Raw genomic sequence first — 13,572 nt, forward strand, 5'->3', positions numbered from 1 at the left:
TCGCTTGGATTTAAGGCCCTTTTTGGGCGTTAAATCCTGTGGTCCCGCCCATTCGGTGGGCGAAGCAAGGCTTTAGCGCCCTTTTGGGGCGCTATTTCCACCACCGAGCGTAGCTCGCTTGGATTTAAGGCCCTTTTTGGGCGTTAAATCCTGTGGTCCCGCCCATTCGGTGGGCGAAGCAAGGCTTTAGCGCCCTTTTGGGGCGCTATTTCCACCACCGAGCGTGGCTCGCTTGGATTTAAGGCCCTTTTCGGGCGTTAAATCCTGTGGTCCCGCCCATTCGGTGGGCGAAGCAAGGCTTTAGCGCCCTTTGGGGCGCTATTTCCACCATCGAGCGTGGCTCGCTTGGATTTAAGGCCCCATTTATCGACTAGCTCCACTCTTGTACTTTCAGATATGCAAAAAAAGCACCGAATGGACATCCCCTGTCCCCCCGGTGCTCTTAGTTTATTTACTCAAAATATAATCGATACGATCCAATTCTTCCTGCGTGAAATCAGGCTGCTTCAAGGCCGCCACATTATCATCTAACTGACTGACTTTGCTTGCGCCAATAAGAGCAGACGTCACATGCCCCTTGCGAAGAACCCAAACTAGGGCCATCTGAGCAAGACTCTGACCTCGTTCCTGAGCTAGTGCATGCAAAAGACGAGACTTAGCAATCTTCTCCTCCGTAATATCTTCAGGTCTTAAGAATACACTGCCCCCTGCCGCACGGGAATCTGCCGGAATGTGTTCCAAATAACGATCCGTCAGAAGCCCTCTCGCAAGTGGACTATAGGCGATAGATCCCACACCTTCTCTTAGCAAAATATCCTGCAGCCCCTGCTCCAAGCGTCTTTCGAACATGGAATAATGCACTTGATGGATGATGAATGGGGTGCCCAAACCTTTCAAAATAGCTGCAGCTTGCTCCGTTTGCTCTGCATTATAATTAGACACGCCGACATACAGCGCTTTTCCCTGGCGTACAGCCTGATCCAAAGCGCTCATCGTTTCTTCCAAAGGTGTCTCCGCATCGAAACGGTGCGAATAATAAATATCCACATAATCCAGGCCTAGTCGCTTCAGGCTTTGATCAAGACTGGCGAGCATACTTTTGCGGGAGCCACGCTCTCCGTATGGGCCGTCCCACATGCGGTACCCTGCCTTTGTGGCGATAATCAGCTCATCACGATACGGCTGCAAATCCTTTTTCAAAATCTGCCCAAACACTTCTTCTGCTGATCCCGTCGGTGGACCATAATTATTCGCAAGATCAAAATGCGTAATTCCTAGATTAAAGGCATGACGCGCTAACGCTCTGCTATTCTCAAAGAGATCTACGCCGCCAAAATTGTGCCACAATCCTAAAGAGATCGGCGGCAGCTTAAGGCCACTCTTTCCGCTTCGATTGTAGGGCATGCCTGCATATCTGCCTTCATTTGCTGTATAGTTCATCGCTGTTCCCCCTCCATATGACTGCCGATGTCATCTCTTTTATCTCATGGTAATAGTTGCAAGACCTGACGCCGGAATCGCAACTTTATGCATACTTGCCGTCAATTCAACAGACGACTCCTCTGTAATCTCCCCACAGCAATTACGAATCGTCACCTTCACTACCCCCATCTCACCTGTAACCTCTATATAAAGTCCGTCCAGTCTTCTGCCATTTACGACGATCCATTGAGACACCGGTGCCGCTGCATCGATAGTCACAATCTGCTCCTGATAGGTGACGATAATCCCGCGATCCTCATGAACCGCACGAACTAATGGATATAACAATTCCGGATTCATAGGCTCGATAGAGCCGTCTAGCAACAAGTCACGGTTCTCTTTCCAGAAGGCCAGCCAGTAGGTAAGCATTTTCAAATGATCAGAAGGCAGTTTATCCAAAAGAACGGATACCTGCGGCACCGAGAACAAACAATTAATCAACTGTAAAGCGGCGCTTTCCACAGGCTCTTCCGGATGCCACATGATCATATCGGCATGCGCAGCTGTGTTTCCACAAATCAGCCTGAGATCCAGCGTTCGCACACGATTCTGAATGCTATCATTCGGACAATCGGAAGCTCGGAACATGTTGCCATATTTGCGCATCGCAGGACCGATATAACCTTGACGAAACTCGATCATCATGGCAGGGTTCAATTCTCGCAATCTGCCAATCACGTCCGTCAATAGACGGTCAACCGCAGCAGGTATGGACTCATAATCCTTCCCTTCCACTGTCGAAGGTATTTGCAGCTCAGGTGAATAGAACGTATCAATGAAATCAAGTTTGAAGCCGTCTAGGCCCCATTCCTTGACCGCTTTCTCATAGGTATTGATGATATATTCTCGAACATCCGGATATCTTGGATCCAACACAGCCGCTCCGTGTCCCTCATTAAATCGCAGAATTTTATGATTAAACCGATTCCAAACCTGACTATATTTTCCTATAAAAGGTACCGAGTACCAAAGGATAAACTTCATGCCTAATGCATGAACCGCATCCACATGGCGTTTCATATCGGGGAATTTGCCCTCATAAGTCTCCCAATCTCCACAATAGGCATAGCCTCTGCGGTTATCTGCCGTCTGCCAGCCATCATCCACAATAACAGCTTCCATCCCCAACTGCTTGGCGATACGGCACTGTTCTTCGATTTGCACATCTGTGACGTTCTGATGCATGCTATACCACGTTGAATACATCGGTTCTTTGGCAGCCTCTGGCACGTATGCTGGTTGATATTCCGGCATCTCGCTCCACCACACTTGAACGCCATCAAGACTTTCATAGTAAGGTACATCTCTTGTATCTACGAGAAGCTTCGCTTCATACGATTGAAATGGCGCCGTCGTCTCTGTAAACAATTGGACGCAGCAATGAAAATCAGCCGTTTCCTCACTGATGCCACCCGAATAGTGTACCGTGTTAAGGGCATCTGAATAAGCAAAAGTCAACCTGTTGCGACCCAAACTATTGAACAAGGCGTAGACAGGTGCAGACGCAGCAGCATTGGAACGCAACGTGCGCATCCAATCGGCCTTAAAGCTTTTATTCCGGTCCTGAGCGGGATGCCAGCTGCCTTGAATATCACAAGCAGGATGTGACCAACGCAGGGTGAAGACGGGAGGCGTTGCCGCCTCGTCCGCTTCCAATCGCAAAGTAATGAGATCTATGCCCTCCTGCAGCTTCTCCGTTAATAACGTGACGTTAAACCCATTGTCCTCACTAGATAAATTGAAAGTATGGGTATCCGTGTTTATAATTTTGTTCACACAACTTCCTCCTGCTGTTGATTCTTATTTCGATTCGCACCCGCATGGCACCACACAGTGACAATCGGGTCCTCCTCACTCGAAATGAGATGATGATCCTCTCCTGGCTCAACAATCACGATATCTCCGGTTGTTACTGGTATAAACTCACCATTCAATTCCATCGTTCCAGTTCCTTGCAAAATCATAAATGCTTCACAATCACTGTGAACATGGTAGTCTCTTCCTTCTGGACCATCATTCGTATGGCTGCGTTCGCCCCGTTTTGCAAAAGACAGACCGCCTGACGATAAATAAGCACCTGGTAATACATCCTGTAAAATATGACCGTTCCTCTTATCCTGCAAATCGCTCAAACGCAGCTTTATCATCTGGTTATTCCTCCATTTTTAAGCGGTAAAGGCGACTTCGGAAATCGCCCTTCCAGATCGGTAAATTAAGACCTACGTGCATGAGTTCGTCTCCTCCAAATATTTCCACACACTCATCCTGATTTCCCGCATCATAGAGTAAATAATTGCTCTCCGGTGCAAGGCCTTTCAATCGCATTTTCCTGAGAGGTGCGTTCGGCTCTGACAGCACTTGAAAAAAAGCAACCAAAGCTTCCTTCTTATCCTCGGAAACGAACATCCAGGCCGCGCTAGTGTGTTCAAACGGGCTAATCAGTCGGTAGAATTCTCCGAACTGGATCAGAGGCCTCAATTGTTTATATAGCGCAATTTGCCCCTTCACAGCTTCCTTATCTATTTCCGAAAAAGCTGTCAAATCAAGCTCGTAGCCGAAGTTCCCCGACATCGCCACATGCCCGCGCATATCAAGCGGTGTCGTCCGATGGACTTGATGATTAGGGACAGCGGAAACATGAGCGCCCATCGAGCTGATTGGATACACGAGACTCGTGCCATATTGAATTTTGAGCCGTTCAACGGCGTCCGTATTATCACTTGTCCATGTCTGCGGCATGTAGTAGAGCATCCCTGGATCGAACCTTCCTCCACCGCCAGAACAACTTTCAAATAATACGTTCGGAAAAGCCGAAGTTATCCGTTCCATCACATCATAAAGCCCGAGTATATACCGATGGGACGTTTCCCGCTGTCGCTCTGGCGGGAGCTGAGCAGAACCGATTTCCGTCATATTGCGGTTCATATCCCACTTCACATACGTGATAGGACTGCTCGCAAGAATATCAGTGATGACCTTCACGATGTAGTCTCTAACATCTTGTCGCGAATAGTCTAGAACTAACTGCTGCCGTGCTTCTGTCCTCCGCCTACCCGGAACGTGCAGACACCAGTCAGGATGAGCCCGATACAGATCACTATCTGGCGATACCATTTCTGGTTCAAACCATAGGCCGAACTCCAGCCCTTGCTGATTCACACGGTTAACCAGATCCGGCATGCCTTGTGGGAGCTTATTTCGATCGACAAACCAATCGCCGAGTGAGCTTTTGTCATTGTCCCGCTTGCCAAACCAACCATCGTCCAGCACGAGAAGCTCTAAACCGAGCTCCTTACCCACTCGGGCAAGCTCTTCGATTTTATCCCCGTTAAAATTGAAATACGTTGCTTCCCAGTTGTTGATGAGAATCGGTCTATGACGATCACGGAAATGTCCACGGCATAGACGTGTGCGGTACAGCTTATGATACGTGCGCGACATTCCACCGAGGCCCTCTGCCGAATAAACGAGAACTGCCTCTGGCGTCTGGAAGGTATGCCCTGGCTCCAGCAGCCATGAAAAATCAAACGAATTGATGCCCATCACGACACGGGTCGTTCCATAAGGGTCTACCTCAGCCTGTGCAACAAAGCTCCCGCTATAAACAAGACTAAAACCATAGACTTCGCCATGATCTTCATCCGCCTGCTTGGAAAGCAGCGCCACAAATGGGTTAAGTGAATGGCTGCTAGACCCTCTACGACTCTCAATTACAGAACCGCCTGTTACCAGGGAACGTCTTTCGATATGACGCTCACGCGCCCAAGTGCCAGATAAATGAAGCATATCAAAATCACTAGAAGGCATATCGATACCGAAGGTCAATGCTCGAAGCAGCTTCATGGATCGGTTCCCCACATTCAAGAATTGAACAGACCTTGTGATCACATCCAAATCACGAAAAACAGTATACGTAAGTATCACCTTTAATCCGATCACTGAATCTGCCAATACAATATCGAGACTCTCCGCTTCATTTTCATCCTCCACATAAGTGGACGGCATGTCTGTTAAAGGTGCTTTTCCAGCATAAATCCGGTGGGACTCATAGACGAGCTCACTGACCGTCGTTCCGTCTTCCATTTGAACCTGATAGGCCGGAACTCGAAAATCACTGGCTCCATATCCCGGAAACTCCTGCGGCAATGTGTCCAAAGACAGTGTCAAATCATCCGGATCCGTGGATGGAGAGAACGAGCAGCGACGTCGCCTAACGAGCAACCCTCCTGGATTGCTTCCACGTACTCGGCGCCCCCAATGAACATGAGCTATATAGTTGGAATTGATCAACTGCATGATATAGCTCGACGACTTCCCTTGAAGATGGAAGGTTTGCGAAATTGAATCGTAAACAATCCCCATTGTTGACGCGTCCCCTTTATATAAATTAAACCTTCAAATGCTTCCAAGCCCCTCGTTTAAACCTCAAATAAATAAGATTAGATCTAAGAAATTGATCACTTGCCACCGCACTCCATAATCCGATCATGCCCCAATGAAAGACATACACGAACAAGTAGCTGAGTACAACTCTGATTCCCCATACACCAATAAAAGTCGAATACAACGGATAGCGCGTATCTCCTGCGCCTCGTAAGGCGCCTCCAAGAACAAATTGCGATATTTGTGATACTTGAATAAAACCTACGATGCGAAGAGCCCAGGCCCCTTCACGAATAATCGTCTCGTCATTTGTATACAGCCTAAGGATATGCGGTGCGAACACAATAAAAAGCGCCCCCATAAAGCCGGCCACCATCATGCCGTACTTTCGGACCTGCCACACGTATCGTTCGGCAAGATCGGGTTTGCTTACACCTAAGGTTTGCCCAACTAACGTTGAAGCTGCTATCGCGAATGCAGCACCTGGCATAAACGAGATGCCAATAATGCTCGTTACAATTTGCGATGCCGCGATGGCAACAGTCCCTAATCCCGCACAAATTTTCACAAACGTCATAATCCCTAATCGCATGATCAATTGCTCTAGACTACTTGGTATGCCAATCCTCAACATTCGACTGATCATGACGCGATCCAAACGGCTGATCTCTGACCATCCGATTCGAACTGTAAACCTCCCGCTGAACATAACAACGATAAAACAAATCATCGCTCCGAACTGAACAACCAGCGTAGCAATTGCCGCACCCGTAATGCCCATTTGCGGAAAATCGAGATGACCATAAATCAGCAAGAACCCGAGGGTCACATTCACGCAGCCTGCGAGCACATTGATTATCATCGGTGTTCGGGTGTCGCCTGAACCTCGCAGAATAGCAGATATAGCAGATGAAATTGAGGAGAAACCGATTGAGAAAAACATCATTTTTGCATAGGTTAGTCCAAGCTGAATGACCTCATCACTAGCGCCCATCAGTTGTAGCAGACTCTCCGCAAAGGTCACGCCAATCGAAACTATAAGGACAGATAAGACAGCACCTAGCATAAGCGACTGCCCAGCTGCTAAATTCGCGTCCCCCATCTTCCCCGCTCCAGTGGAACGAGCAACGATCACGGTTGTACCCGAATTCAGTGCTGCAAAAAGCACAGTCAATAAGGAATAAGGCTGGCTTGTTAAGCCAACTGCTGCCACGGCAACAGCCCCGAGATGTCCGACTAGCATCATCATCACCATTTGAGTTGCATTCATGAGCAGCATTTCCGTCAATGATGGACCTGCCAATTTGAAAATTATCCGGCGTAGCGCTTTATCATCCTGCGGATTTATCGAGGCGGATTCGCTGGATATCGCTGCATCTGCACTCATGGCTGGCCTGCCATTAGATGTTCCATCCAGGCAAATACGCTTTTGTATTGTGCAGCATCTGATCGAATAATACCTCTGCATCGTGAATATCAATCGTCACTAGCGGATCGTTAATAAACGCTTTAAATGCCAAGTCCTTGTCCTTTTGAAGAGCCGCCTTCAGAATTAACTCCTGATTCATCGTGTGCTGTAGAACCAGATTATTAACCTCCATCGGAAGCTCACCTGCGTAAACCGGACGCAAGCTGTTTGCAGCGAACACCGCATTCGTTTCTACAACTGCCCCCATGGGAATACCCTTCATTTGTCCAACGTTAGGCACGTTAATATTGGTGACAAATTGCTCAAGTCCGATGAGACCTTTTAACTGTCTCACTTCTTCTTCGCCTGATGGTTTGAGCGGCAGTTTCTCCTCGCCACTTAGCAGCTTTCCGTAAAAAAGCTCGGTTGCAGCATGCTTGTCAACACGACTTTGAACCGTCGTTAACCCAAACTTCCATGATCGAACCGTCTCAGGATCTTTCAAATACCAAGGAGGCATAAATTCTGCCAAGTGACGGTCGCCCGCAGCAGCAATTACACCATAACGCCGAAATAAATCAAACTTCACGCGGTTAGCCGCCGTATATGTGTTCGTCATCCAAGCATCTTTGTTATGTTCAAATCCAGATTCATAATAGTTATCAACAAACTTACGATACATCGGAAGTAAGTCCCTATTCTGATACGTCGCTTGATCGATCCATGTAAAATGGTTAATCCCCAGCACATTCACTTTCACTTCATCCCTATGTACACCCTCCATGCCTTCCATATCGCGCAACATGCGAATCAGAAGGCCTTGTACCCCGAAAATCTCATGGCAGCAGCCAATTGCTTTAATTTTCGGAAACACTTCGTAAAGTGTCCGCGTACAGAGTGTCATTGGGTTCGTGTAATTAAACACCCAGGCATCAGGCGAATATCGCTCGATTGCTTGTGCAATTTCCACATACATCGGAATGGTACGAAGAGCTCTGAGCAGCCCCCCTGGTCCCGTTGTATCACCAACAGCCTGATAAATGCCGTATTTCTCAGGGGCATGAACGTCGGATTCCATTTCTTCAAAAGTACCAGGTAGAATCGAAATAAACACAAAATCGCAGCCACTCAACGCTTCTTGGAGCGTCGGATACGCCTTGTACGTCCATTTGGATTTCGTCTCTGGATAATCAGCAACCGAGTTACCCAGTTTTTCATTGTTTCGGGCTTTCCCATAGTCAAGATCATACAACCGAATCGTACCCGACAATTGACCGTCCAGCGCCAAATCGGCAATCAGATTTTTAGCCCAATACATCGAACCCCCGCCAATATAAGCGATTTGTATATCGCTGACTTTCTCATTAGCAAATTTCATGTTGTTCCTCCCTCATATCTTTCAACACCCACATTAGCTATCAGTATAGAAAACAATTCCACATTAGGGGATGGCAAAAATTAAGTCGGGTTGTGATTTTTTACACTTTTGCAAAAAGAGAAAGTAAAAAACGCCAGTCCTATTTTAGAGGACTGGCGTTGTATGAAAGATGACAAAATCGGTTATGAAAAACCATTGACCGCTTGCCTTGCTTACAGCAGCCGCTGTAAACGTAAGATCGTAAACCGGTTGCGCACGAACAACGCATCCTGCAGCGATGCCTCCACCAACGCCGGCTCCACGCCAAGCTGGTCCGGCGTGATCGGCCCCTGCACCGCCGCGAGCCACGCAGCAAGCTGCGCTGGCGGCGGAACCGCCCGGGCGATGCTCTGCACATCGCCCCAATGCTTCGCGATGCGCGCTTGCAGCGCATGCGCATCAACCCCCATCGCCGACGCATTCTCGGCGATGATGGCTTCGGCCATGGCCCCGTAGGCCGCCCGGATGCGTTCCGCATCCGTCTGCGCACTCGGGGCCTGCCCGTTCGCTAGGCGCGCAGCGGCCTCCTCGGCCGTAAGCTCAAGCAGCGCCTGATAGCGCTGCGCCATGAGCACGGTCGTGACGCCGACCTTCGCGCCGTGCAGCAGCGCCCGGCGGCGCTGCTGCAGGAGCACCATCTCCCAATAATGGGAGAGATGGTGCTCAGCCCCAGAGGCCGGCCGGGAGTGGCCGACCAATAGCATGGAAAGGCCGGATAGGATCAGGCCTTCCATCAATCGGCGCATGCCCAGCTCGGTGCGCTGCGCAATCTCTTCCAGATGGGCGGTGGTCAGCTCCACCGCCTCCAAAGTCAAGCGAGCACTCAGCTCGCAATAGTGCTCGTCTAACAGCACGCGGCCGAGTGCCCAGTCCGCGAGTGAGGTGTGCTTGCCGAGCATGTCGCCAACGCCAGCTGCAATCATGGCTTGGGGCGCTGCAGCGAGTATGCCCAAGTCAGCGAACAGTGCCTCTGGCGCAGAGCAGGGAATCGTCTGTTTGAAGCCGCGAACGATGAGTGGTGCGCCCACTGAGGCAAACCCATCAACGGACGGCGCTGTCGGCACAGAGAGGAAAGGCCGATTCGTTCGATGGCTTACAAAGCGTACAATGTCATGCAGCGTCCCTGTGCCTACGGCGATCAGAACTTGTGAAGTCGTCGACGTGTCCAACATCAATTGTACGATGGCTTCCTCGTCAGCTGCGACTTCGCCCATCTCATTCTCCCGAATGACACAAGTGCCAACCTTCACCTGTCCGTCTTCCAGCAGCGAACGCAGCTTTTCACCAGCCACCGCATAGGTATTCGCATCGGCTACCAGCGTTATTTCCTCATACCCTGTTTCCTTCACATAAGCAACAACGTCAGCTAAAGCATTTTGAGCTATGACAATACGGCGAATCGGAATCTCATGCTTTTGCCCGCAGGCGCAATCTAGTCTTTTTCCCAACCACCCTTGTAATAATTCACTCATATCTCTCATCTCCTAACTCGTACGTACAAGTGATCCTTCCTCCTATTCTAGCTCAACCTATGCTATAATGAAAGCCATTCTAGTAGACTTTTCGCACGAAAAGAGGAGACAAATCCCTCATGCCGATCCAATCCGAAACCGAGCTATATGCACCGATCAAACACTTCTTCGAACAGCGTGGCTATACCGTCCGCGGGGAAGTTAAGCACTGTGACTTGGTGGCCATTCGCGGCGAAGAACCACCGCTTATTGTTGAATTAAAGAAGAGCTTTAATATCCCGCTTCTCATTCAAGGGATTGATCGTTTACGGCTCACACAGGATGTGTACGTCGCTTTCGAACTCCCTAACAAGGGGAAAGCCCCCCATCGTGTACAATGGGAGGACATTCGTCGACTTTGTCGCATGCTTGGACTAGGTGTGTTAACGGTCCAATTCTACAAACGCAAACAGCCCACAGTCGATCTCGTCTGTGAGCCTACACCATATACCTTACGACCTAACAAACGGGCCTCTGGCAAATTAATGACCGAATTTCATGAGCGCAGCGGTGACTACAACGTTGGCGGCAGCTCCCAGCAGAAGCTGATGACCGCCTACCGCGAGAAATCACTCCATTGCGCTTATCTTATGCAGCAGCACGGCCCACTAAGTCCGCGTAAGCTGCGTGAGATGACCAGCAATATGAACGTGAGCTCACTTCTGCAGCAAAACTACTATCGTTGGTTTGTCCGACAAAGCCGCGGCATCTATCATCTTACGCCTGCAGGCGAGAAAGCTTTGGTAGATTATGCACACGTAGCAACAGCTTTCCCAAGAATTGACCCGAGTTAAAAGATTTTTCGACTGAGGAGCTACCTACTTGCTCTTTCACTCCCCGAAGTCGATTCTTTCGACTTAGAGCATCCCTTTTGGCTCTTTTCGCCCCCCTAAGTCGATTTTTTCGACTTAGGGCATCTCTCAAGGCTCTTCTCGCTTCCCTAAGTCGATTTTTTCGACTTAGGACATCTCTCAAGGCTCTTTTCACTCCCCGAAGTCGATTTTTTCGACTTAGGGCATCCCTCCTAAGACCGAATCACAACCCGATGAACATTGGACTCCTCATTCATCCGCAGCAGTGCTTTGTTCATCCATATCGCGGCTTGTGAGCCTTCACCCATGGCAATCGTCACTTGCTCAGCATGGACACCCACATCACCCGCCGCCCATACGAATGGGACGCTCGTCATCTTACTCCGAGGGTCGGTCATAATGTGTCGATTCTCCATGCGTTCTGCACCCAGCTGACGTGCTAGATCGGACTTGACCTCATTCCCTCCGAAGGCAATAAAGCCTCTCTCTGCTTCAACTTTACTGCCATCTTTGAGCACAATACCTTTAAAACGCCCCGGTGAATCGGCAATAACCTCGGCAAGATCTTCTGTCAAATAGGTGATGCCTTTATTCTTCATTTCCATAAGATGCTCGCTTTTCACAGCACAGCTTTGGTGATTTACATACGTTATCCTCTCTGTTCGGTGGCGCAGCTTAATCGCCATTGCTGCTCCTGCATCACCTGAGCCCATCACCACCGTACTGCGATCCTTAATTTCATAGCCGTCGCAATCGGGACACACATATACGGTTAATCCCAAGCACTCCTTCAGGTTCGGGATTTCAGGCATACGATCGATCAAGCCCGTCGCTAGTAGAAGCGTATTCGCTTCGTAACCTCGGCCACTTTTTCCCCATAGCTCGAAGCCATCACCTATTCTTCCTTTGGCGACAGCTTGGACAACTTCATCTTGGACAAATACAACGCCTAACCGCTCCGCCTGCAATCTGCCTAATTGTCGTAATTGTTCCCCCGATACGCCGTCTGGCCAACCAAGAATATTATGATAGCTCCTACACAGTGTTGAACGCCCGTAACCCGCATCAATCACAAGTACTTTATGCTCATATCTGCCTAATTGAATCGCCGCTTGAAGCCCTGCAATGCCGCCTCCGACGATCAAAGCATCCACTTTCTCCATGTCCACAGTGCCCCTCTTCTTCAATTCACTACCAACTAGGATAACCGAATTGTGGGACAATCATCCTTTTCATCGATTCTTAATCGACCAAATCAAACCAAATTGCGTCATTGCGGCTAGCAACAGAATCCATGGAATGAGGCCGCTGTCCAAATCGCTCCCGAAAGTGATTAGAGCTAGAATGGAAATAACCCGCCCCACATTCAGGAAAAACTCCCGAACAACAACACTTTCGACCTTTAATTCCCCCTTGAGAGGAAGTCTCGCAATTAAGCTATAATAGAAACCTGTCATTGTATTCCCTTGCAGAGGTGCAAATATCGAATACAGAATCATGAAGCCGACGACCGACCACACATTTAAGCTTCCTATTATACAGGAGACACCCACAAGGTAACCTACCGTCGAAATGGTCAAATACATTCTTGCTCTGCCTGCATTCGCGTACTTCGAAATAAAAATCCCCATCACGATACTTAGACTCGAATAGAGGACACCGAGATAACCGACCAAATCTTCTCGAGGCAGTACTTTGAATAAGAGAATGTTCGGAAGAAACATCATCGTGCCTTGCAGCAAACCCATACCAAAGAAGCCAAACAACGCTTTCAACCACTCTTGCTTTTTCTTCATAATGAGCCCTGTGTATTTCAAATAATACACCCGATGATGCCCGCTTGACGCCTTGATTTTCAATGATATTAACGCGGCCAATAAAAACATGATGAATGCGATCGAGAAGACGATGGTATATCCGCTTAATCCTTCTTTTAACCGAATAATGAAACCAGCAAGTGCCGGCCCTGCAAGCGTAGCCGCTGTGAAGAACATCATATTGAACGCGAGATAGCGAATCCGATTCTGTTCCGTCGACACATCATACATCAGTGTTAAATAGCCAACCCAGTAGAAAGCGCCAGCAAGTCCATTAAATATGGCAAAAAGCACATAATAATCGACCAACCGCTCCCCTGCAATACTCACACTTAAATAGAAGAGACCGATTAGTACGATACCAAGCCGGTACGCGACCATACGATCCTTCTTCTTAATCATATAACCGCCAATGGCGAACCCTATCGGTGTTAAGATATACACGATGATGTTGTAAGTCCCATTCACGACTACACTATGCGTTAACCGCCATAAGTATAAATTGAGGAACACCCCTGACATGGAAGCTCCGAATTGAAAAATAGTATGAATAATCAAGGAAATAATCGCATCGCGAGACAACTTTTTCTCTAGCGGAAGCGCATTCCCTCTGTTCTGCAGCCATGCTCTAATTTTATGATTCATGGTGAACCCCCAGTCTTCTACATTGTAACAGCCATTGCGCGAACTGTTAAACAGCAAAAAGCCCCAGCATTAGCGCTGAGGCTTGACGTACGTCTAG

The 13,572-nt window shown here is 48.7% G+C and carries 10 protein-coding genes; 1 reads left to right on the forward strand and 9 read right to left on the reverse strand.

Translation table 11 applies throughout. From position 1 onward, the window contains the following. Positions 1-447 precede the first annotated feature (447 nt). From AC58QT_RS23800 to AC58QT_RS23830, 7 genes are all read right to left on the reverse strand, one after another. Positions 448-1,440: an aldo/keto reductase gene (locus tag AC58QT_RS23800; RefSeq protein WP_497411185.1), complete on the reverse strand. Its 993-nt coding sequence runs from the start codon at positions 1,438-1,440 to the stop codon at positions 448-450. A gap of 39 nt (positions 1,441-1,479) precedes the next feature. Beyond that, positions 1,480-3,258, reverse strand: coding sequence for a glycoside hydrolase family 36 protein (locus AC58QT_RS23805; protein WP_497411186.1), 1,779 nt, complete (start codon positions 3,256-3,258; stop codon positions 1,480-1,482). After that, positions 3,255-3,629 carry a cupin domain-containing protein gene (locus tag AC58QT_RS23810; protein WP_497411187.1) on the reverse strand — a complete coding sequence of 125 codons (375 nt, stop codon included), beginning with the start codon at positions 3,627-3,629 and terminating at the stop codon, positions 3,255-3,257. The genes AC58QT_RS23805 and AC58QT_RS23810 overlap by 4 nt, the downstream gene beginning before the upstream one ends. A 4-nt stretch (positions 3,630-3,633) precedes the next feature. Further along, positions 3,634-5,844 (reverse strand): alpha-galactosidase, encoded by a 2,211-nt coding sequence (locus AC58QT_RS23815; RefSeq protein WP_497411188.1) that lies wholly within the window; start codon positions 5,842-5,844, stop codon positions 3,634-3,636. Between the two features lie 25 nt (positions 5,845-5,869). Continuing rightward, positions 5,870-7,252, reverse strand: a complete 1,383-nt coding sequence (locus tag AC58QT_RS23820; RefSeq protein ID WP_497411189.1) for an MATE family efflux transporter — start codon at positions 7,250-7,252, stop codon at positions 5,870-5,872. Positions 7,253-7,265: 13 nt separating this feature from the next. Continuing rightward, a complete protein-coding gene (locus AC58QT_RS23825) occupies positions 7,266-8,651 on the reverse strand; it encodes a family 4 glycosyl hydrolase (RefSeq protein WP_497411190.1) in 1,386 nt (461 codons plus the stop codon). A gap of 212 nt (positions 8,652-8,863) precedes the next feature. Then, positions 8,864-10,162 (reverse strand): sn-glycerol-1-phosphate dehydrogenase, encoded by a 1,299-nt coding sequence (locus AC58QT_RS23830; protein WP_497411191.1) that lies wholly within the window; start codon positions 10,160-10,162, stop codon positions 8,864-8,866. A gap of 119 nt (positions 10,163-10,281) precedes the next feature. On the opposite strand from AC58QT_RS23830, the gene AC58QT_RS23835 reads away from it, so the two are divergent. Further along, positions 10,282-10,995 carry a DUF2161 domain-containing phosphodiesterase gene (locus AC58QT_RS23835; RefSeq protein ID WP_497411192.1) on the forward strand — a complete coding sequence of 238 codons (714 nt, stop codon included), beginning with the start codon at positions 10,282-10,284 and terminating at the stop codon, positions 10,993-10,995. Positions 10,996-11,225: 230 nt separating this feature from the next. On the opposite strand, the gene AC58QT_RS23840 is transcribed toward AC58QT_RS23835, so the two are convergent. Then, positions 11,226-12,176 carry an NAD(P)/FAD-dependent oxidoreductase gene (locus AC58QT_RS23840; RefSeq protein ID WP_310501913.1) on the reverse strand — a complete coding sequence of 317 codons (951 nt, stop codon included), beginning with the start codon at positions 12,174-12,176 and terminating at the stop codon, positions 11,226-11,228. 69 nt (positions 12,177-12,245) lie between these two features. Continuing rightward, positions 12,246-13,475 carry an MFS transporter gene (locus AC58QT_RS23845; protein ID WP_497411193.1) on the reverse strand — a complete coding sequence of 410 codons (1,230 nt, stop codon included), beginning with the start codon at positions 13,473-13,475 and terminating at the stop codon, positions 12,246-12,248. Positions 13,476-13,572 lie beyond the last annotated feature (97 nt).

The organism is Paenibacillus sp. J31R109 (assembly GCF_059692055.1).